The 20,089-nt window shown below is 54.6% G+C and carries 20 protein-coding genes; 12 read left to right on the top strand and 8 right to left on the bottom strand.

The window, feature by feature from the left end:
• Positions 1-12 precede the first annotated feature (12 nt).
• On the bottom strand, positions 13-2,334 hold the full coding sequence (locus G482_RS19775) for an extracellular solute-binding protein (RefSeq protein ID WP_051259034.1): 2,322 nt from the start codon (positions 2,332-2,334) through the stop codon (positions 13-15).
• A gap of 177 nt (positions 2,335-2,511) precedes the next feature.
• Positions 2,512-3,402, bottom strand: a complete 891-nt coding sequence (locus tag G482_RS0113675; RefSeq protein ID WP_028450496.1) for a LysR family transcriptional regulator — start codon at positions 3,400-3,402, stop codon at positions 2,512-2,514.
• A 123-nt stretch (positions 3,403-3,525) separates the two neighbouring features.
• On the opposite strand from G482_RS0113675, the gene G482_RS0113670 reads away from it, so the two are divergent.
• Positions 3,526-4,392 carry an MBL fold metallo-hydrolase gene (locus G482_RS0113670; protein WP_028450495.1) on the top strand — a complete coding sequence of 289 codons (867 nt, stop codon included), beginning with the start codon at positions 3,526-3,528 and terminating at the stop codon, positions 4,390-4,392.
• Positions 4,386-5,084, top strand: coding sequence for a DsbA family protein (locus G482_RS0113665; protein ID WP_028450494.1), 699 nt, complete (start codon positions 4,386-4,388; stop codon positions 5,082-5,084). The genes G482_RS0113670 and G482_RS0113665 overlap by 7 nt, the downstream gene beginning before the upstream one ends.
• A gap of 15 nt (positions 5,085-5,099) precedes the next feature.
• Here G482_RS0113665 and G482_RS20860 read toward each other — a convergent pair whose 3' ends face one another.
• A complete protein-coding gene (locus tag G482_RS20860) occupies positions 5,100-5,222 on the bottom strand; it encodes a hypothetical protein (RefSeq protein WP_276324780.1) in 123 nt (40 codons plus the stop codon).
• 76 nt (positions 5,223-5,298) lie between these two features.
• Here G482_RS20860 and G482_RS0113655 point away from each other — a divergent pair, with 76 nt between their 5' ends.
• Both G482_RS0113655 and G482_RS18780 read left to right on the top strand, forming a co-directional pair.
• Positions 5,299-6,315, top strand: coding sequence for a cation diffusion facilitator family transporter (locus G482_RS0113655; RefSeq protein ID WP_081986712.1), 1,017 nt, complete (start codon positions 5,299-5,301; stop codon positions 6,313-6,315).
• Between the two features lie 184 nt (positions 6,316-6,499).
• Complete coding sequence (locus tag G482_RS18780) at positions 6,500-6,934, top strand: CNP1-like family protein (RefSeq protein WP_084414703.1); 435 nt, start codon at positions 6,500-6,502, stop codon at positions 6,932-6,934.
• Between the two features lie 27 nt (positions 6,935-6,961).
• Here the strand turns inward: G482_RS18780 and G482_RS0113645 are convergent, their stop codons facing one another.
• Both G482_RS0113645 and proB read right to left on the bottom strand, forming a co-directional pair.
• Entirely contained in the window at positions 6,962-8,377 is a 1,416-nt protein-coding gene (locus G482_RS0113645) for a tetratricopeptide repeat protein (RefSeq protein ID WP_028450492.1), read from the bottom strand.
• A 57-nt stretch (positions 8,378-8,434) separates the two neighbouring features.
• Entirely contained in the window at positions 8,435-9,556 is a 1,122-nt protein-coding gene (gene proB / locus G482_RS0113640) for a glutamate 5-kinase (protein ID WP_028450491.1), read from the bottom strand.
• Positions 9,557-9,748: 192 nt separating this feature from the next.
• On the opposite strand from proB, the gene pnuC reads away from it, so the two are divergent.
• Positions 9,749-10,318 carry a nicotinamide riboside transporter PnuC gene (gene pnuC, locus G482_RS0113635; RefSeq protein WP_028450490.1) on the top strand — a complete coding sequence of 190 codons (570 nt, stop codon included), beginning with the start codon at positions 9,749-9,751 and terminating at the stop codon, positions 10,316-10,318.
• Positions 10,315-10,836, top strand: coding sequence for an AAA family ATPase (locus tag G482_RS0113630; protein ID WP_028450489.1), 522 nt, complete (start codon positions 10,315-10,317; stop codon positions 10,834-10,836). Before pnuC ends, G482_RS0113630 begins: the two co-directional genes overlap by 4 nt.
• A 56-nt stretch (positions 10,837-10,892) precedes the next feature.
• Here G482_RS0113630 and G482_RS0113625 read toward each other — a convergent pair whose 3' ends face one another.
• Positions 10,893-12,164 carry an O-acetylhomoserine aminocarboxypropyltransferase/cysteine synthase family protein gene (locus tag G482_RS0113625; protein WP_028450488.1) on the bottom strand — a complete coding sequence of 424 codons (1,272 nt, stop codon included), beginning with the start codon at positions 12,162-12,164 and terminating at the stop codon, positions 10,893-10,895.
• Positions 12,165-12,298: 134 nt separating this feature from the next.
• Positions 12,299-13,468, bottom strand: coding sequence for a GGDEF domain-containing protein (locus tag G482_RS19770; RefSeq protein ID WP_028450487.1), 1,170 nt, complete (start codon positions 13,466-13,468; stop codon positions 12,299-12,301).
• 194 nt (positions 13,469-13,662) lie between these two features.
• Here G482_RS19770 and G482_RS0113615 point away from each other — a divergent pair, with 194 nt between their 5' ends.
• The 6 genes from G482_RS0113615 to G482_RS19760 all read left to right on the top strand — a co-directional run bounded on the left by G482_RS0113615 (position 13,663) and on the right by G482_RS19760 (position 18,241).
• Entirely contained in the window at positions 13,663-14,601 is a 939-nt protein-coding gene (locus G482_RS0113615; RefSeq protein ID WP_028450486.1) for a carbohydrate kinase family protein, read from the top strand.
• Positions 14,602-14,735: 134 nt separating this feature from the next.
• Entirely contained in the window at positions 14,736-14,996 is a 261-nt protein-coding gene (locus tag G482_RS0113610) for a hypothetical protein (RefSeq protein ID WP_028450485.1), read from the top strand.
• Between the two features lie 96 nt (positions 14,997-15,092).
• Complete coding sequence (locus G482_RS0113605) at positions 15,093-15,515, top strand: ProQ/FINO family protein (RefSeq protein ID WP_028450484.1); 423 nt, start codon at positions 15,093-15,095, stop codon at positions 15,513-15,515.
• 68 nt (positions 15,516-15,583) lie between these two features.
• On the top strand, positions 15,584-16,156 hold the full coding sequence (locus tag G482_RS19765; protein ID WP_028450483.1) for an SRPBCC family protein: 573 nt from the start codon (positions 15,584-15,586) through the stop codon (positions 16,154-16,156).
• Between the two features lie 408 nt (positions 16,157-16,564).
• A complete protein-coding gene (locus G482_RS20160) occupies positions 16,565-16,798 on the top strand; it encodes a helix-turn-helix transcriptional regulator (protein WP_084414701.1) in 234 nt (77 codons plus the stop codon).
• A 255-nt stretch (positions 16,799-17,053) separates the two neighbouring features.
• On the top strand, positions 17,054-18,241 hold the full coding sequence (locus tag G482_RS19760) for a phospholipase D-like domain-containing protein (RefSeq protein ID WP_084414699.1): 1,188 nt from the start codon (positions 17,054-17,056) through the stop codon (positions 18,239-18,241).
• Here the strand turns inward: G482_RS19760 and G482_RS0113580 are convergent.
• Complete coding sequence (locus G482_RS0113580; protein ID WP_028450481.1) at positions 18,238-19,872, bottom strand: N-6 DNA methylase; 1,635 nt, start codon at positions 19,870-19,872, stop codon at positions 18,238-18,240. The genes G482_RS19760 and G482_RS0113580 overlap by 4 nt on opposite strands.
• Between the last annotated feature and the right edge of the window lie 217 nt (positions 19,873-20,089).

Below are 20,089 nucleotides of genomic sequence, written 5' to 3'. Positions count from 1 at the left end.
TGCAATCAGCGTTTAGCGGCGTACAACAGCCACCAGTTTGCTGGCCGCGGCCGCGGCGGTCATGGTGGGCGAATTCCAGAATTCGTACACCACTTCGATCCAGGCCTTTTTCAGATCATCTTGTACTGCCATATTGTGGGCCCATGATGGCACTAGCGTATTTTTCTGTGCCGCATCGGCAAAGTCGTTCGCCGAGGCTTTGCCGTAGGCATCGAGCTGATTGCGATCGATGTCGGTACGGGCGGGGATAGAGCCTTTGTGATGGTTGTATGCGATCTGGCATTCCGGGCTCATCAACAGCTCGGCAAAGTCACGCTGGGCAATTGCGCGGGCCGGATCATCTTGCCGGAACATGGTCAGGGTATCCGCGGCAAAGCTGTACTCACCAGCCTGGTTGGGCGCGGGCCAGAAATAATAATCGGTGCCCGCCTGCTTGCCGGCGGTGTCGAATTCACCTTTGACCCAATCCCCCATCAGCTGCATTGCGGCGCGAGCATTGATGATGTCGGCAGAAACCAGATTCCAGTCGCGACCCACCGGGTCTTCGCTACAGAAGGGTTTGATCCGCCGGAATAATTCCAGCGCCTGAATCGTTTGCTGGCCACTCAAGGTGGCCGGGTCGAGCCGGCTAAAGGCATCGTTATAGTATTTAGCTCCGCCCATCCCCAGTGCTACGGCTTCAAACAGCGTCGCAACTTGCCATTTCACCTCACTGTGCGCGATCGGAGTGATGCCGGCCGCCTGTAGTTTTTCACACAGGCTGATGAATTCTTCCCAGCTGCGTGGTGGTTGGCTTACGCCCACCCGCCGCAGCAAGCCGACATTGGCCCAAATCACGTTGACCCGGGCGACCCCCAGTGGCACGGCACAATAATGGCCATCGCCGTGCATCTGATCATCCAGCACCCGCGGTAAAATTTGATTCCAGCGCTGACGCGCGGCCAGTTCGTCCAGATTGGCCAGAATGCCTTTACCTGCCCACGCTTGGATTTTTACCCCGCCAATCGCGGCCGCGGTAGGGAGTTTTCCCTCCTCGACGGCTTTTTTCAGCATGCCGGGGACATCTTTCCCGCTGTGGTTGTCACTCCAGTGATGGCCAATTTTATTCAGCCGCGCTTTGATATCGGCGACCGCCCGAAAGCCGCTGGCAGCAAACCAGCCGTGTAGTACCGAGATGTCTTCCAGTTTGAATTTGCCCACCGACGCCATTAATTCGCGGGCGCGATTATCCAAGGTTTCCAGCGCACGTTTGGTTTGCTGCAGCGCCGAGTCGGAAGACTGGGTCATGGCGTTGATTTGTTCGGATGACTGCGCCATGGTGGTGCTGGCGGCCGTTTGCTCGCGGGTGGCGTCGGCAATACTGCGCACGACTTCCACAACGTTTTGCATCCGGTTGCCAATGTCGTGCATCAGATTACTGGCTTCCTGTGCGCGATCAACGCTATTTCGTACACCGCTGGCGGCCTGATCCATGTTTTTCAGTGCAGCATCGGTATCCTTGGCCACCGAGCTGATTCGTTCGGTGATCTCTACGGTGGCTTTGGCGCTGCGCTCGGCCAGTTTGCGGACTTCGTCAGCCACAACGGCAAAACCGCGGCCTTGTTCGCCGGCGCGGGCCGCTTCGATGGCGGCGTTCAGCGCGAGCAGATTGGTTTGCTCCGCGATGTCTTTAATCACGCTCACGATGCCGCCGATTTCTTTTGAGCGCTGCCCCAGATCGGCCATGGCGGTGCTCAGCGAGCTGATTGACGACTGCATTTTGGCGACTTCATCTGAGACACTGTGTACGGTGTGTGCGCCATCGACCGAAATCATCTGGGTTTCGGCGACTACTTCATCCACTTCGTTCGCGCTATCGGCAATATGGGTAATGCTAACGGTGATTTCTTCTACCGCGGCAGCCGAAGCGGCGACAAAATCAGCCTGCGTGTGGCTGTCTTTCACCAGTTGGCCGGTGACCGCAGTAATCTCTTTTAAGCCCAGTGACAAGCCTTCCATATCGCGCTGCACTTCGCGGAAGGTGTTTTGCAAAGCAGTAGCAAATTCATTAAAGCCGCGGGCGGCTTCGCCGAGCTCATCTTCGCTGTGTACCGGAATGCGTTTATTCAGATCGCCACCGCCCTCCGAGAGATGAGCCATCGAATCGAGCAGCACTTGCATCGGTTTGAGCACCCAATGGGCCAGCGCCCCTTGCAGCACCACGACCGCCAAGCCAAAGACTGCCACCGCGCTCCAGCCTGACCAGCTCCAGCCGGCAACGGCCCAGCAGGCCAGGATAATGCCCAGAACACTGACAGACAGCGAGGCGAGGAGAAGTTTGGACTTGATCGGCATTGCTGACACACTCCCGAGTAGGCCGCATTTTTGAGCGCGGCAGGTGCAGAGAATCTACCTCACAGCATAGACCAGGATTAGGCTGGTCGGCGGGTCTGATTGCTAGCTTGTGGCAATTTTGCGCGGGCGGCGATTGCGGATTCGCTGTATGGGCAAGCTAATTGACCCATTTGTCATTTACCACGGTTGCGCCTGAAAACGCGCATGCAAAAAATCCAGTAAAGCCCGTACTGCGGGCGATAAATGTCGGCGGGAAGGGTAGAGCGCGTAAATCGTCATTGCCGGCACGCCCCAATCGGGTAACACCGCTTGCAGTTGGCCCGCGGCCAGATAGGGCTGCGCCAGATACGTGGGCTGCAAGGCAATACCGCCACCGGCCAGGGCCGCATGCAGCAGCACTGTGGCTTCGTTGGCGCTGAGGCGGCTACTGACGTTCACGCTTTGCTGCTCCTCGCCGCGCTGGAACTGCCAGCGGCTTTTGCCAAAATTGGCGTAGCTCAGACACCGGTGGTGGGTAAGGGCTGCAGGCTCAGTAGGAGTGCCGTGTGCAAGCAGATACCCCGGTGCGGCGACCAAGACAGATGGACAGCTAGCGAGGGGTTTGGCGATCAGCAATGGATCGGGCTCGCTGCTAATGCGGATCGCCAGATCGATGCGCTCTTCAACCAGATTGACGGTGCGGTCGCTGACATTCAAATCGATTTTCAGTTGCGGGTGTTGCTGCAGAAAATCACTGAGGGCGGCGGCTAGGTGCGCAAAGCCAAACGACATACTGCTGGTTAGTCGCAGCTGGCCGCGCAATTCGCCGTCATGGCGGGTGGTTTCTTCTTCGATATCCCCCATCAGTGCCAGCATTTGCTGGCTGCGGCGCAGGCAGCTCTCGCCCGCATCGGTGAGGGTGACTTTGCGGGTCGTGCGTTGCAATAAGCGCGCATCGAGCCAGTCTTCCAGCTCGGCGATATAGCGGGTCACCATGGCGCGCGACATATCCAGCTTGTCGGCCGTGGCGCTAAAGCTGCCGCTGGCGGCTACTTCGCAGAACACTTTCATTGCGGTGAGTCGGTCCATCTTGGCTCGCTATCTGCTCGATTTTTGCAACAATATTGCGCAGTTTAGCCGATTTATCTGCGCAGCTCATGCAACTAAACTGGCGTCCATTCAATCACGAACGACATGCAAGGAGATTGCACCATGGTACGTCAAACTTTACTCGCCGCTTCTTTTCTCTTGGCCTTTGGCGCGGCCCAAGCCGAAACGGCGCCGTTGCAATTGAAAGTGTATAACGCTGATGGCGCGAGCTTTCATGTGAATTCCACTCTCGTCTACGGCCAGAAAGAAGCGCTGGTGATCGATGCCGGTTTTACCAAGGCCGATGCACTGCGAATCGCCGCCAATGTGCTCGATAGCGGCAAAACCCTGACCACCATTCTGGTTAGCCAGGCTGACCCGGATTACTACTTCGGCGTGGAAACGCTAAAACAATTCTTCCCACAGGCCAAAGTGGTGGCGACGCCAGCCGTGTTGGCCAAGATCAAGGCCAAATTGCCCGCCAAAGTGGCTTTCTGGGGACCGAAAATGGGGGCCAATGCCCCGGTACAACCGGTGGTGCCTGAAGCGCTAAACACCACCACTTTGCGCGTAGATGGCCAAGCGGTCGAGATTCGCGGTACTACTGGCGCGCTGGCGCATCGGCCGTATGTGTGGATTCCGGCGATTAAAGCCATTGCTGGCAATGTGGGTGTGCTCAATGGCCTGCACGTATGGACTGCCGACACTCAATCGGCTGCCGAGCGCAAAGCTTGGGTTGCCCAATTGGATGAAATGGCCGCACTGAAACCGGCCGTGGTCGTGCCTGGGCATATGCAGGCGGGTGCGAAAATGGATATCAGCGCCATCGATTACACCAAGGCTTACCTGCAAACATTCGAGCAACAATTGCCGCAAGCTGCCAACGGCGCCGCACTGATTGAGGCAATGAAAAAAGCTTATCCAGATGCCGGCTTGGGGATCGCGCTGGAGATCGGCGCCAAAGTAAACAAAGGTGAAATGCAATGGTAAGCCCGCAACTCACGCTGCATTATGTGTTTGATCCGCTGTGTGGCTGGTGTTATGCCGCCGCCCCGCTGATCGAAGCCGCGGCCGCTTTGCCTACAGTGCAGCTCGTGCTGCACCCGGGCGGCATGATGGCTGGTGCAAATCGGCAAAGCGTGAGCCCGGCCTTGCGCGATTATGTGATTCCGCATGATCAGCGGATTGCCGAGCTGACCGGTCAGCCCTTTGGCGCGGCGTATTTTGATGGCTTGCTGTGCGATAGCAGTGCGGTGTTTGATTCCACTCCGCCGACCTTGGCGATATTGGCGGCCGAGCAGCTGGCCGGCTTGGGGCGAGCGATGCTGGCCCGCTTGCAAAGTGCCCACTATGCCGCAGGCGAGCGGATCGCCGAAGGCACGGTCTTGTTGCAACACGCAACGGCGCTGGGCCTGGATAGTGTGGGCTTTAGCGCGGCCATGACTGAGCTGGCTGGCGATGTGGAGGCGCATTATCGCGCTACGCAACAGCTGATGAAGCAGCATGGCTTGCGCGGTTTTCCTTCGCTATTGCTGGAGCGGGAAGGGCGATTCCAAGTCCTCGATATCGGGCCGTTCTTGGGGCAGCCGGCGGCCTTTGCTCAGGCCTTGAGCGCTTTTGCCATGCTGACGCCTGCGGCGGTTGCACCGAGCGCAGCATTTTGTACGCCAGAAACCTGCTAAGTCAGGCTGATTGACCTAGCGATACACCAGCGGCATCAAGCGCAGCTTGATGCCGTTTTTCTTGGGCGCCAGCCAGTAATTGGTGGCGCATTGCGCTGGCGCAGCCCGGTGCACACCCAGCTGTGCTACTGTAGCCAAACCCTCGCACCATTGCGGGTGGCCTGTTTAGATATACCTGCATGGGTATGTCGTTAAATGATTTATGGAACAGCGCATGGCGAACTATACCCCTCATACGGCGAAGAAATATCCCGATGGTGTTTTGCATCAGCATCCACACGATCGCCCCGGTGGTCACAATGCCTGCCACGATCATCATCACGATCACAGCCATCATCATCATGATCATGGCGTGCCCAGCTCGCAAAAACGCCTACTGATTGCGCTGGTGGTGACGTTCGGCTTTGCCTTTGTCGAGCTGATTGGCGGCTGGTGGGCGCATTCATTGGCGCTGATTTCCGACGCCGGCCATATGATGACCGACAGCGCCGCGCTGCTGTTGGCGCTGATCGCCAATCTGATTGGCCAGCGCCCGGCCAATCAGGCCAAATCATATGGTTATGCGCGCGCCGAGCTGATTGGCGCACTGATCAATAGCCTGACCATGATTGCGCTGGTGGTGTGGATTATGGTCGAGGCGGTGCAGCGCTTACTGCATCCGGCGCCGGTGAATGGCATGGGGGTCATGGTGATCGCGGTGATCGGCTTGCTGGTGAATGTGATTTCCGCCTGGCAGCTTTCGCATGACCACGACAATCTCAATAGCCGCGCCGCGCTGATACACGTTTTGGGTGATTTGCTGGGCTCGGTAGCGGCGATTGCGGCCGGGGCGGTGATTTATTTTACCAACTGGCAGCCGATCGACCCGATCCTCTCGATTGCGGTGTCGTTGCTCATTCTGCGCTCGACCTGGGCCTTGCTCAGTAAATCGACGCATTTGTTGATGGATGGCGTACCGGATGGCGTTGATTTAGAAGCTGTGGCCCGCACCATCCTAGCTACGCCGGGCATCAGCGAAGTCCATGATTTGCATGTCTGGAATATTGGCGGTAAGCGCAATGCACTCTCAGCCCATCTGATCATCGCCGAGCCCGCCGACTGGCCGCGGATGATTTTACAGTTGAACGAGATGCTGGAGAGCCAATATCATATCGACCACGTGACGCTACAGCCGGCTTGGTATAGCGAACACGAAGGAGAAGCGGTGCGCATTGTGCGGATCGAGCATTAATCGGCGGCTAGCGGTCGCCCACACAAGGATCATCTTGATGCGTTCAGTATTCACTCTGGCGATTATTTTTAGTATCTCGTCGCTCAGCTGAGCTGGGCCCAATAGCCCCAATGGCGCGAATCGTGATCCACGGACAGGTGGTAAAGCCGATTTCTGGGATTGGTTTTCTGATCAACCACCCGAAATTCCCGCAGAAGATAATGCCCTGATTCAGCCGCCTAAGTTAAACGAGCTGAAGAAATGGCAGGAATTTAGCTTTCCTGAGCGCAATAAATCCAGCAAATACTATCTGGCGCTCGATTCAGTGACCCCCGGCGCCGATGAGGTGGTGCGGTATGTGGTGGCGGTTGTGCCGGGTAGTGGCGCTAGTAAAAGCGTTATTTACGAGGGGATGCACTGCAATTCTGGGCAGTACCGTGCCTATGCTTGGGGCAAACCTGACCAAACCTGGACGGTAGGTAAAACCGTGAACTGGAAGCAGATTACGCGTGGATTTAATCAGTGGCAGTATGCGCTGACGGATCGTTTTTGCTTTTTCCTAGAGTCGTACAACCCAGATCTGATCAAACGCCGCTTTGATTTCCCGGTGCCTGAGCGCACTCTAGAGACCCTAGATTAAATACCACGCCGCACTCAGCGGCGTTTTTTATGCCTTTGCTGCTAGCCCTTGCCTCACTTGTTCGACCACCGCCGCCCAGTCCCCCAATTGCGGCTGGCGGATAATCTGCATCGAGCGATACCAGGGGCTATCGCTGCGCTGTACTTGCCAGCGCCAGTCGGCGTCAAAACGCGAGAGCAGCAGCGTAGGGCGGCCAAGGGCGCCGGCGAGGTGGGCAACCGAGGTGCAGACGGTAATCACCAGATCCAGCTGCTGCAGATAGGCCGCGGTGGCGGCGAAATCGGGGCAGTGTTGCACGTCGTTCCGCAGTGGCGCTGGTGCCGCTTGGCCATGTTGCAGGCTGCACCACTGAATACCGGGCTGGGCCAGCAAGGGGGCGAGCTGGCTCAGCGCAATGCTGCGCCAGCCGTTATCCACTTGCTGGGGGTTGCCCTGCCAGGCGAGCCCAATTTTGCGCCCCGGCGGTAATTGCGCTTGCCACTGGGCCACCTCGACTGAATCAACCTGCAAGTAAGCTTCGCCGCTCAGATCGGCTTCGCTAATCTGCAAAGCGCCAGCCAAGCTCATATACGGAATATGGTGAGTAAAGCGCGTGTGGCTGGCTAGCTCGCTAACGATTTCCAGTTGCGGAAAGCTCTGCTGCAACAAGCGTTGCAAGGCTACGGGCACTAAAACGGTCATCTGCGCAAAGCGCGTGCAGAGCTGCGGCAAGAAGCGGGCAAATTGCAGCATATCGCCATAGCCCTGCTCGCCAATCACCAAGAGCTTTGCCTCAGGCGCTACCGCTTCGCCCTGCCAGCGTGGCAGCGGGGTCGCAGGATAAGCCTTGCCCAGCGCCGCCCAGCGCGCCTCATAGCCTTGCCAGCCGGCTGCCCAGTGGCCTTCCAGCAAATCAAGGGTGCCCAAGCTGTAACGAGCCAGCGCGTGCTCGGGTGCCAGTTGCAGCACTTGCTGGTAACAGGCGCGCGCATCGTCCAGCCGCCCTTCGCGGCGATACAGCCGGCCCAGATTGTGTAGCGCATCCAGATGCTGCGGTTCGCGCTGCAGCACGGTAGCAAAATGCTGGTGGGCGGGGCGCAGTTGGCCCAGATTGGTCAGGATGGTGCCCAGACTGTAATGCGCCGGTAGATAGTCGGGCTGGCTGCGGATTGCCGCGCGATAATGCTCGGCCGCGGCCAACTGGTCGTGCTGGGCGAGTGCCAGATTGCCCAGATTGTAATGCGCATCAGCCCAATCCGGCTGCCAGTACAGGGCGTGCTCGTAGGCGCTGCGGGCGGCATCGAGCCGGCCCAGTTGTTTGAGGATATTGCCGTAATTGAGGTGCAGCGGCGCCACCTGCGGCGCGAGCGCCAGGGCTTGCGCCATCAGCTGTTCGGCGGCGGCCCAGTCATTGCGTTGCGCTGCACTGCGGGCCAGCTGGGCCAATTGCGCCGGATCTTGCATACCTCACCCTTGTATTGATGTGTAAAGCTTGCTGATTAAGACTTGGCGAGCAATACCTTAAGAAATTACCAGGTTGTCGCGGTGAATCAGCTCGGCTTCATCAATGTAGCCCAGCTTGGCTTCGATTTGACCGGTGGGGCTGCGCAGAATACGGCTGGTTTCCTGCGAGCTGTAATTGATCAGACCGCGGGCGATTTCTTGCCCGCTGGCATCGATGCAGCTCACAACCTCACCGCGCAAAAATTCGCCGTCCACGGCGATCACCCCGATCGGCAGCAGGCTTGATCCACCTTGTTTCAGCGCCCGTACGGCACCGGCATCCAGCGTTACGCGGCCTTTGAGCTGCAGGTGATCGGCAATCCACTGCTTTTTGGCATGCAATGGGGTGGTGTGCGCGGTGAGCTGGGTGCCAATGGCTTCGCCTTTGGCCAGGCGGGTTAAGACATCAGCTTCGCGGCCGCAAGCAATGATGGTGGCCGCGCCACTGCGCGCGGCGCGTTTGGCGGCGATCACTTTGGTGTACATGCCGCCGGTGCCGACGCTTGAGCCGGCGCCACCGGCCATTGCTTCCAGGCTTTCATCGCCGGCGGTGGCAAATTGCACCAGCTGGGCCGCTGGGTCTTTACGCGGGTCGGCGGTGAATAGGCCTTGCTGGTCGGTCAGGATGACCAGTGCGTCGCCCTCTATCAGATTGGTTACCAGCGCACCCAAAGTGTCGTTGTCGCCAAATTTAATTTCCGCGGTGACCACGGTATCGTTTTCATTAATGATCGGAATCACGCCCAGCTGCAATAAGGTCAGCAAGGTTGACCGAGCATTCAGATAGCGGGTGCGATCGGCTAGGTCTTCATGGGTGAGCAGCACTTGCGCGCAAGTGAGGCCATGTGCCTGAAAAGCCGCCTCGTACGCGCGGCACAGGCCCATTTGGCCCACTGCTGCGGCCGCTTGTTTTTCGTGGATGGCGGTGGGTTTGCTGCTCCAGCCCAGACGGGCCACGCCCTCGGCGACCGCACCAGACGATACCAGCACCACCTGCTTGCCTTGGCGAGCCAGCTCGGCAATCTCTTTGGCCCAGCGGGCCAGAGCCTGATGATCGAGGCCTTTACCATCATTGGTAACAAGGCTGGAGCCTACTTTGATAACAAGGCGTTGGGCGAGTGGCAGGGCTGCTTGGGTCATGGCGATCTTTCCGCATTGGTTAGGGCTGATTATACCGTGAGCCACGCCGCTTGCTGCCAGCATTTGGGCTGATCATGGCGCAACTTGCGGTGACGCAAAGCACAGTGCATTTGCGGCCCGCAGGCGGACTGCCCCACTAGTCAGCTGGCTGCGGCGCGGTACACTAGCGCTTTTGCCCCGGAAGGAACCCGGATGACTGCTTTGGAGATCATCGGCTTTGCCCTGACTATTTTGGCCATCGCCTTGGCGGCGCGCTCGCATGTGCTAACCTGGCCGCTGCAGCTGGTGGCCAGCGTGCTGTATGTGTGGCTGTTTGCGCAATTTAATTTGTTTGGCGAGGCCACGCTGCAGGCGGTGTATGCTGTACTGGCGGTGTATGGCTGGCTGCAATGGCGGCAGCGCCGGCTGGATGCCACCACGGTGGTCAAATTGCCGGTACAGCGCCTCAGCCGCAATGAGTGGTGGCTGATTAATGGCGTGGGTGTGCTGGCCACGGCCGCGGTGGCCAATTTGCAGATCCATTTTTTGCCCACTGATGTGCCGGTGCTCGATTCGGCGATCTTTGTGTTTGGCTTACTGGCACAGTGGATGCAGGCGAAAAAACGCCTAGAAAACTGGCCGTACTGGATTGTGCTGAATCTGCTGGCCAGCGGGGTGTATTTCTACAAATCGCTGCACATCACCGGCGTGCTGTATCTACTGCTGGCAGGCCTGGCGGTATGGGGCTGGCGCAATTGGCAACGTGAGCTGGCGGCGGCATGACCCGCAAAATCGCGATCGTTGGGCCGGAATCCTGCGGCAAAACCAGTCTGGCCCGCGCGCTAGCCCGCACTTTGCACGCGCCATGGGTGCCCGAGTTTTCGCGCCCATGGTTTGCCGCGCAGCGGCGCACCAGCTACAGCATGGATGACATTCTGGCGATTGCTCATGGTCAGCTGGCGCTGGAGCAGCAGCTGGCGAGTGAGGCGGAGTGGTTGGTATGCGATACCAGTGTGTTGGTCTGCATCATTTGGGCGCAGGTGCGCTTTGGCGAATGCCCAGCCGAATTACGCGCCCTGTGGCGGCCTGCGGATTATCAGCTGCATTTACTCACCGCCACCGATTTACCATGGCAGCCCGACCCGCTGCGCGAAAACCCGCTAGATCGCGATGCATTGCTAGTGCGCTATCAAACCGCGCTCGAGCAAGCGCAGGTGCCGTTTGCGCTGGTGGCTGGCCGCGGCGAAGCCCGCTGCCAGCAGGCCGTTGCGGCGCTGCGGCAGACTGGGTTTGAGTTTTAGCTGGGTATATCGCTGCAGGCATTAATAAAATTGGCCTGTAGCGATATACCTATGGTTTAGGCTTTCGCCAAGGCCTGATCCAGATCGGCCAGAATATCGTCGATGTGCTCAATCCCGATCGACAGACGCACCATATCTTCCGAAACCCCGGCGCGTTTCAGTTCATCGGGCGAGAGCTGACGATGCGTGGTGCTGGCCGGGTGGCAAGCCAGCGATTTGGCGTCGCCAATATTCACCAGCCGGGTGATCAATTGCAGCGCATCCTGGAAGCGTGCACCGGCCTCACGACCGCCTTTCACGCCAAAGGTCAACAAGCCTGATGCTTTGCCGCCGAAGTACTTATCCACCAAGGGTTTGCTGGGGTGGCCTGCTTGGCCTGCGTAATTTACCCATTCCACTTTCGGGTGTGCCGCAAGGAAATCGGCCACTTTCAGCGCGTTTTCTACGTGTCTATCCATCCGTAGCGCCAGTGTTTCCAGCCCCTGCAAGATCAGGAAAGAGTTAAACGGCGAGATTGCCGCGCCCATATTGCGCAGCGGCACCGTGCGCGCGCGGCCAATAAAGGCGGCGGGGCCGAGTGCCTCGGTATAGATCACACCGTGGTAGCTGACCTCCGGCTCGTTCAGGCGTTTGAAGCGCGTTTTGTGCTCCGCCCACGGAAATTTGCCGCTATCGACAATAATGCCGCCAATGCTGGTGCCGTGGCCGCCCATGTATTTGGTCAGGCTATGCACGACGATATCGGCACCGTGCTCGATCGGGCGAGTGATGTACGGTGTGGGCACGGTGTTGTCGACAATCAGCGGTACGCCTCCGGCATGGGCGACGGCGGCGAAGGCGGCAAAGTCAACGACATTACCCAAAGGATTGCCGATCGATTCGCAATACATGGCCTTGGTGCGCTCGTCGATCAGCGCGGCAGCGGCTTGTGGGTCGCTTGCATCGACAAATTTAACGTTGATGCCATATTGCGGCAGCGTGTGCGCGAATAGATTGTAGGTGCCGCCATACAGCGCGCTGGTGGCGATGATGTTGTCGCCCGCTTCGGCGATGGTGAGGATCGCGTAGGTAATCGCCGCTTGCCCTGAGGCCAGCGCCAGCGCGCCAATCCCGCCTTCGAGCGCCGCCACCCGTTGCTCGAGCACATCGGTGGTTGGGTTCATGATGCGGGTGTAGATATTGCCTTTGACCTTCAGATCGAACAAATCAGCGCCATGCTGGGTGTCATCAAAGGCATAGCTGGTGGTCTGGTAGATCGGTACTGCAACGGCTTTGGTGGTGGGGTCGGGGCTATAGCCGGCGTGGATGGCAAGCGTATCGAATTTCATTGGGCGTATCCTCGGGTTAAGGTTGAGGCTACTGTACCACTGCTGAAATCGGCGGCTAAATGATTGTTAGCACTAAGTTTGTGGCCGCTTGATCTATGGCAAAGTCGGGCCAAGCGTGGTTGGGTGGGTGGGGCTTAGGCGGCCGGCGTAATGGTGATCGCGCCGCTACCCGCCGGGTTTTCACCGCGCAGATTGCCTTTGCGGTATTGCAGTTTTTCTTCGGCTTTTTGCAGTAGCGATTCAAACTGATAGCCATGGCGGCCATATTTCACCAGCGACAGCGTAACCGAAAGGTGAAAGCAGTGATCGCCATGCTCAATCGCCAATGCCTGCAGGCTCATTTCGATTTCGACCGCCAGAGTACGCAATTGCTGCGAGTTGTAATCGTTGAGCAATACGCAAAATTCTTCGCCAGCAATCCGACCGATGAGGGCGTCTTCACCCAGGATTTTGCGTAATTCGCGGGCGCATTTTTTCAGAGCGACATCACCGGCGCCATAGCCATACCGCTGGTTCACTACGCGAAACTGATCAATATCGATCAGCATCAGCCCCATCGAACCATTGTGCTTGCGGGTGCGATGCAGCTCGCGCCCAGCGTGCTCTTCGAGGCCACGGCGATTCAGGAGACCGGTGAGCGCGTCATAGCGCACCAGTTTGCTGAGGCGGGCATGCAGGCGGTGCGCCACCAGCAGTTGATAGCTATACGGCAAGATAAGGCTGATCAGGCAGGCGAGGATTGCCCAAATGCTGGCGGCGCGTTCCAGCGATAGCACACCACTGGCGGTACCTAAGGCACTCAGCGCTAGCGTGAGCGAGAGACCCTGCATGCAGCCGACCAGCAGCCAGCGGGGAGCGCTCCAATGCTCGTCATTGCCGGGGTGAAACGCTTCGCGGGAAATCTGGAAGGCCAGCGGCGCCAGCAATAGCGCATGTAGCAGCGGTGCTTGGTGCGGCAAAATCAGGCCACTCAGGCTCATGATGAGGGCCACCAGCCACAAGGGGACCAAGGCCCCCCACCAGCCGAGTAAGGCCGGGCGGGCAAAAGTGCGGCGGGTGCCCGCCAAAAGCACCAGCTGACCCAGCAGCAGACACAGCACACCCAGCCAGCTGAGCCATTGGTGGCTATTAAAAGTGGCGAGCGCCCACAGCAGCCAGCCGAGTTGATGCGTAGCGCCGCCAGCCGCCAGCGTGCTCACCCCTCGCTCCGAGCGATGGCCCCGGGCAAGGCCCAGATACATGCCGGCCCCCAGGCAGGCGGCCAGCATGGCAAGTAAAGACAGCGAGAATAGATCGAGCGGCATACCAACGACGAATAAGTAATTTCCCTAATTTGTGGCACTATGCCCAGACTGGGTGTCAGCGTAAAGTCAGCTCCGACGAAAGGCCAGAAATCCCCGCCGACCGTGGTTGCGCTGCAACAGCGAATGTACTGGGCAAATTACGCCAGTGTTTCCACCTCAGCACGTATAATTCAGCCCACACTGAGGAGAAAAACATGTCTGCACTGATTTGCGGCTCTATGGCCTACGACACCATCATGGTGTTTCCCGATCACTTCAAAAAGCACATCCTGCCCGAGCAAATCCATATTTTGTCGGTGTCGTTTCTGGTGCCCGAAATGCGTCGCGAGGTTGGTGGATGCGCTGGCAATATCGCTTATACGCTGAAGCTGCTGGGTTCTGAGCCGCTGATCATGGCCACCGTGGGCAAAGACTTTGATCTCTACGCGACATGGCTGGATCAGCAAGGGATTCGGCGCGATTACATTACCGAGCATGAAGGCTTTACTGGGCAGTGTTTTATTACTACTGACCTGGACGATAATCAGATTGCTGCCTTTCACCCTGGTGCGATGGGGGTGTCGCATGTGAACACGGTAGCGATGGTGAAAGAGCCATTGCAAATCGGGATCGTGTCCCCGGATGGGAAACAAGGCATGCAAGAGCACGCGCGGCAGCTGGCTGCGGCTAAGGTGCCATTCATTTTTGACCCGGGCCAGGGTATGCCGATGTTTAGTGGTGAAGAGCTGCTGGAGTTGGTTGAGCTCGCAAGCTACTTAACGCTCAACGATTACGAAGCTGAAATGCTCAGCAAAGCCACCGGACTCAGTATTGCGCAGTTGGCCACCAAGGTTGAAGCCTTGATCGTTACGTTGGGCGCGCAAGGTGCGCAGATTTATGCCAATGGCGTTTGTCATCAGATCCCAGCTGTGCCAGCGGCGGCCGTAGTGGACCCAACAGGTTGTGGCGATGCCTTCCGGGCCGGCTTATTGCATGGCTTGCTACAAGGTTGGGATTGGCCCACGACCGGTCGGCTGGCGTCATTGCTGGGTAGCATCAAGATTGCGCATCAAGGCGGGCAAAATCACAAGTTCACTCGCGTGGAACTGGCTGAGCAATATCAGACCGCATTCGGGCAGGTGCTACCAGCATAAATTTAAAGCTGAAAATGTACTGACGCAGCTTGTGACTACAATTACACGTCATTACGCTGGCTGTAATTGGTAATGCAATTGTCTTATCTTGCTGGTATATTACGTAACAAAATTACTTTGTTTAAGGTGCCAGCATGCGTCAGATCTTTGTGGTGTTTGCCTTCGTGCTTGCCGCTCAAGCGCAAGCGGCAGTGGTTGAAGTGGCGGCTACAACCGCCATCATCGCGGCCAACCCGGCTGCTGTGAGCGTATCTCTCTCCGCGCCAGCCTTGCCAAAAACTGTCGTCCCAGCGCCTGCTGCTCCGGCGCAGGGGCGCTTTGGCGCTGAGGGCTGGGCTTTGCTAGGGATTGGTGCGCTTGCCTTGCTGGGGCGTCGGCGTAAGCGTTGGTCATAAGACTTTAGTCGGCCGTCAATCTGCAAGGCTTGGTATCGCAAGCGAATCTGCTAGAATGCCTGCTCGCAGAACCACTGTTTGACGAGCATTGATCGAATGACCACCCCAGAAACCAAACCCGCCACCCCAACTACTTTTGGCTTGCTGAAAGAGCTGCAAAAACAGTTTGCGGTATTCCGTGACTGCCAGCCGCTGGCGATCGGGATCGACAAACAAGTGATTGCCGCGCTGCCAGAGATTAATCGCCGCGTATTGCGCAGTGCTTTGTCGATGCATACCCGGTCAGTACGCTACCTGAAAGCCATGCAAACCGCGACCGAGCGTTATAACCTCGATGGCAGCAAGGCCGATGCTGTGACCGATGAGCAGCGTGAATTCGCGGCTACCAGTCTGCACGAGCATTTCAAAAAAGCAGCGGACGAGCGCCGTGCCAAGCAGGCTGCCGAAGCGGCTGCTGAGGCCGATCGCAAACGTGCCGAAAAGCTGAATCAGCTGGCACAGAAATTTTCTCGCCACTAAACTGAACCTCCGGACTGCTGCGGGCAGTCACTTGCCCAGCGGATTTGCCGGTGGGCGCAGGAGGGGATATGCGCCGTTTATTGCTCGCCATCTTGCTTATTGGGCCGGTCTGGGCGCAAGACTTGGCTCCCATTGCTGTGCAAAGCACAGAACGCAATGGGCATTTATATTTCTCTGCACAATTTAGTGTGCCTGTGGCCAAGTCGCTGGCCTTCGCAGTGCTCAGTGATTTTGAGCATATGAGCGAGTTCATGCCGAACATGAGCAGCAGCAAGGTGTTGAGCCGCAAAGCCAATCGTTGGGTGGTGCAGCAGGAAGGTCAATTACAGCTGGGCTTATTAAGCTGGTCGCTCAATTCCACCCGCGAGATCGAATTAATCGGCCTAGACGAAATTGTGGCGCATAGCTTAGATACGCAGCAAGGCGCCTTCAGTAGCCGTATGCAGCTACGACAGCAGGCGCAATCCACCACCATGAGCTATGCCGCCGACTGGCAGCCAGCTTCAGGCTGGATGGCCAGTCTGGGTAAGCAGTATGTACAACAGCAGATGCAGCAGCAATTTGCGGCCATGCAGAAAGAGATGCTACGCCGCAGCAAAATGCAGCTGGCTTCCGCCCCGCAGATTGAGGTGGCGCGCTAGGTCTTGCAAATGACGTCTTGAAATGGGGCGTGCAAAACAAAAAAGCCAACCCGAAGGTTGGCTTTTTTGTTTAATTCTTGGTGGCCAATCGCCGAATCGAACCACGGACACGCGGATTTTCAATTTTTTCCGTCGCGCCGAACAAGCCGAACTCATACGCAACTGCCAGTAAATACAAGCACCCAACCGGTTTGAAACGTCATCAACCGCAGTCAAGCGCACTGATTGGCTGATGTCAGTGACAGAAAAATGTCAGAGCACAACCACCATCTCAGCTTACCCAGCCTGTGAAATAAATTCAACTTCTAATTAGTACCAAATTTCTGCAAATCTCAACACTGAACGTCAATTACCACGACTGCCAACACTATACAGAGTGTCCAAATTTGATGTGAAGGGGTTAAATTGATGTTGAGACCTGTTGCGGCGCATGGGGTGCATGCATTACTCACCAAAGCATCTTTGTGTGAACAACTGAAGATTTCAGAGCGCACCCTCGAAAACATGGTTAGGCAAGGGGTTTTTCCGCCCCCTGTCAGGATTGGCAAATATGTGTACTGGTCTGAAACTGCAGTCGTGAAATGGCAAGAGCTTCGCTTTGCTGCACAAAACGCATGGACGGAAAAGCTTGAGCGATGGTGATGTTGCTTGTACGACATAGAGCTAACTAGAAGTCTGCAATTTATCTTCCCATCGTAAAGTCTGTTTACACCCAACAAATCATAACTTTCTGCATGTTAGGCGCTGCAGATCGATTGAGTTAATGGCAGACTTACAGTAGATGATGATAATTTATTTGCTTTGGGATGGTATTAGCCCGTGATGAGAGATAACATTGGCAGTTGAACTGCTCCGACTTTTGCCCTCGTCAACCAAATACCAACTTCGATTTTATTTATGGCTAAAGCTAGATTCCTACTACAAGCAGTAACAGATAAAGATCACTCATCAGCTATACGAGAGACACTTGGCAAGGATTTGGAAAGGCTAATGATCAGTGTTGCCTTTGCCAAGAGCCAAGGGGCTGCGGTTATTAAACCCGCATTAGAAAAGAACAAAGGAAAGTGTTCTGTCTTTGTTGGTATACGAAACGACATCACTTCATATCAAGCATTAGAAGTTATTCTTGAGACTGGGGCTGATCTCTATGTTGTTGATACCGGTTCTAGAACGACAATCTTTCACCCAAAAATATATCTCGCACAATTCAAGAACTCAGCAACCGCAATTATAGGAAGCGCTAATCTTACCTTTGGTGGTTTGCACAACAACATTGAAGCAAGTTCCATTCTTGATCTTGATTTGAATTTGGCGGAAGACAAGGAATTTGTTGATCAAACAGAGGTAGTGTTCAACACTCTTATTGAAAATCATCCAGAGCATGTAATAAAAATAAATAGCTCAGATGATATAAGAAGTGTGTTTGAAAGCGGTCGGGTTGTTGATGAAACGGTCGTAATAAAACAGAAGAGTTCTAGACCATCAAAGGAGAAGGGTGATTCCATTCCGTTGATGAAGTTATTTAAAAAAATTCCTCATCCAGTTACTAAAAAGAAGGCGGGTAAAGAGTTTGTTGATGAAATTATCATCAAGGAAAATGGGCAGGAAGAAGTCACCCATCGTCCAAGTATTGCAAAACCAAATTCACGGGATTATTACTTGGTATGGCAAAGCAAGGAATTGAAAGAGCGAGATCTGAATATTCCCACTGGTGGAAATACCAATCCAACTGGTTCAATGCTTTGGAAAAAAGGTGCAATGGAGGGCATCGATCAGCGACATTACTTCCGAGATGAAGTTTTTGCTGATGTGGGTTGGGCAGTTGATGCCGCATTGCCTCACTATGAAAGAGCTCAAATCAAAGTTCATATTTTCACGAAGGGTGAATATAGAGGAACTTTTGAATTGAAGATTTCGCACAACACTGACACCACCTCAAAGTCATATAACCAGAACAATGCTATGACTAATGTGAGTTGGGGTGATGCCAAGAGTCTGATCGCTCAAACTGATCTGTTGGGGCGAATTATGAGCTTGCATAGAAAGGACTCTGCCCCACCAGAGTTTATGATTGAGATTGATTAATCACTGATTCGCTGTCTTCTGTTCTTCAATCGCTTCCAAGCATTAAGCAAAACAGCTTGTTGTTCAGCAGTGATGCCAAGTGCCCCCAATACAATTCTTGATTGTTGTTCAAGAATTTCAGGGGCACTTTCTTTTTTGTAGGTGCAATTCAGTGCTTCCAAATCAAATTTAGTGAGCTTCTTTGGGTAGGCAATGGCTAGTTCCTCAATCTCGGAAGGAACGAGTTCAAGAACACCACCTCCATAATGCCGGCCTTCAAGCTCTGCACTCAATGCAGTTAATGCTGTTGGGAAGCAAAAGACAAGCTTATCCGCAGCAATGGTTTCCTTTGCTGTGATTCTGTATGCTGTGTCTGTCGTATAAGCGTCAACAGTATTTAGAATTAACTTTGGAATGTCATGGCTGCGTTTTAGCATTCCAATTTTTGTTGAGTAAACAGAAGGAACTGTATACCAAGGTTTTCGAATTCGGCATTTGTAGCGAGTATGCAGGTTATCAGCCTCTCCAAGAGCGATATATTCCCTTACCTTCTTTGGTAGCTTGCTCAATTCATCTTTAATCAAAATGAAATTGGTAGGGTTGCCCTTTTGTGTATTTTCCTGATGCTGTTGTTCATCATAGATAAGTCCAGGGCAATGCTCACTTCGTCCAAACATTGGATGAGCATAGTTTTCTAATTCATATTCTTGCACCACACTGTTTGGAACCAAGAAAAACTTGTTTGCACCAGTGACAATGCCAACATCCACTTTTGCAATTTGATGGAATTTATGGACTTCATCAAGATTCAGCAGTAGCTTGTAGAGTGTCCTTTCCTCTTTCGTTAAGAGGGCTTGAGTCCACTTTCCTTCAACGGTTTCGCCGTTAATGCGCGGTGTATCTTCAAATACTTTTTCAGGATCTTCATTTAGAAAATCCTTGCCTGCCACCTTGTAAATACCCAATCCATAAGAGTGATCATCAATTTTTTTCTTCTTTTCAGCAAAGAGAATAATTGCTCCTTGAAGAGTCCCTTCAAACCAAATTTCTTCTGGATCAACAATCAGCAGCTTACTACACTGCTCGCCCAGATATGTTCTAAGTGATTGAGCATGCATGACATGAATGATTTCGGCTGGCAAAATCATTCCAAATCTTCCGCCAGGTTTTAAGGTTTTGATAGCGGCAATGACAAACGGAACCCAAGCATTCGTATGCTTAGTAAATTTTAAGTGCTCGCTTTTGAAAATAATCTCAGATTTTTCTTGGGATTCCGAAGGCAAGTATTGATAGCGAATAAATGGAGGATTTCCTACAACCGCATCAAATTCAGCTTTCCCCGCTGCCATCAATTTGATGGCATGGTCCAAAAAGTCAGCACACTTAATTATGGATTTGATTTTTAGTTGTGATGCTCTTTTTTGGGCTTTATCTGCTTCATCATCAAATAATTCAAAGCCGTGAAAGTGTAAAGCTTCGGTGTTGCCGATGTTGTGAAATGCTTTGATGAAAATTCCATCACCACAGCTTGGTTCTAAGACATGTTCAGGATTGCTTTTAGCTATCCATTTTGCAATGTAAGTGGCGAGGTCTTCCGGTGTGTAGTAGCCACCACGAAGCTTTTTTTCAGATTCATTTTCGATGAAGTTCATTTCTTGTTGTTCTTCATGGTGAAAATTTCTGGATGTTGGTTCTTCATATGTTCTTCAATGGTTTTTATAAACCAATCTTTTAATGTGATTTGTTCTAGTGCTAGACAAGCATAAAATTTTTTTTTCAGGTCGGGTTCAATTTCTAGAACTATTCGACCGGATTCTCCGATAGCCATTGTGTGCCTTATGTGATGTTACATAGATCACATGATCCTAT

Source organism: Chitinibacter tainanensis DSM 15459, from assembly GCF_000429785.1.
GTDB lineage: Bacteria > Pseudomonadota > Gammaproteobacteria > Burkholderiales > Chitinibacteraceae > Chitinibacter > Chitinibacter tainanensis.
This window is presented reverse-complemented; position numbering and strand designations above follow the sequence as displayed.

Coding starts and splice junctions, on each gene's coding strand:
- G482_RS19775 (WP_051259034.1), bottom strand. CDS start 2,334: ATGCCGATCAAGTCCAAACTTCTCCTCGCCTCGCTGTCTGTCAGTGTT.
- G482_RS0113675 (WP_028450496.1), bottom strand. CDS start 3,402: ATGGACCGACTCACCGCAATGAAAGTGTTCTGCGAAGTAGCCGCCAGC.
- G482_RS0113670 (WP_028450495.1), top strand. CDS start 3,526: ATGGTACGTCAAACTTTACTCGCCGCTTCTTTTCTCTTGGCCTTTGGC.
- G482_RS0113665 (WP_028450494.1), top strand. CDS start 4,386: ATGGTAAGCCCGCAACTCACGCTGCATTATGTGTTTGATCCGCTGTGT.
- G482_RS0113655 (WP_081986712.1), top strand. CDS start 5,299: ATGGCGAACTATACCCCTCATACGGCGAAGAAATATCCCGATGGTGTT.
- G482_RS0113645 (WP_028450492.1), bottom strand. CDS start 8,377: ATGCAAGATCCGGCGCAATTGGCCCAGCTGGCCCGCAGTGCAGCGCAA.
- proB (WP_028450491.1), bottom strand. CDS start 9,556: ATGACCCAAGCAGCCCTGCCACTCGCCCAACGCCTTGTTATCAAAGTA.
- pnuC (WP_028450490.1), top strand. CDS start 9,749: ATGACTGCTTTGGAGATCATCGGCTTTGCCCTGACTATTTTGGCCATC.
- G482_RS0113630 (WP_028450489.1), top strand. CDS start 10,315: ATGACCCGCAAAATCGCGATCGTTGGGCCGGAATCCTGCGGCAAAACC.
- G482_RS0113625 (WP_028450488.1), bottom strand. CDS start 12,164: ATGAAATTCGATACGCTTGCCATCCACGCCGGCTATAGCCCCGACCCC.
- G482_RS19770 (WP_028450487.1), bottom strand. CDS start 13,468: ATGCCGCTCGATCTATTCTCGCTGTCTTTACTTGCCATGCTGGCCGCC.
- G482_RS0113615 (WP_028450486.1), top strand. CDS start 13,663: ATGTCTGCACTGATTTGCGGCTCTATGGCCTACGACACCATCATGGTG.
- G482_RS0113610 (WP_028450485.1), top strand. CDS start 14,736: ATGCGTCAGATCTTTGTGGTGTTTGCCTTCGTGCTTGCCGCTCAAGCG.
- G482_RS0113605 (WP_028450484.1), top strand. CDS start 15,093: ATGACCACCCCAGAAACCAAACCCGCCACCCCAACTACTTTTGGCTTG.
- G482_RS19765 (WP_028450483.1), top strand. CDS start 15,584: ATGCGCCGTTTATTGCTCGCCATCTTGCTTATTGGGCCGGTCTGGGCG.
- G482_RS20160 (WP_084414701.1), top strand. CDS start 16,565: ATGTTGAGACCTGTTGCGGCGCATGGGGTGCATGCATTACTCACCAAA.
- G482_RS19760 (WP_084414699.1), top strand. CDS start 17,054: ATGGCTAAAGCTAGATTCCTACTACAAGCAGTAACAGATAAAGATCAC.
- G482_RS0113580 (WP_028450481.1), bottom strand. CDS start 19,872: ATGAACTTCATCGAAAATGAATCTGAAAAAAAGCTTCGTGGTGGCTAC.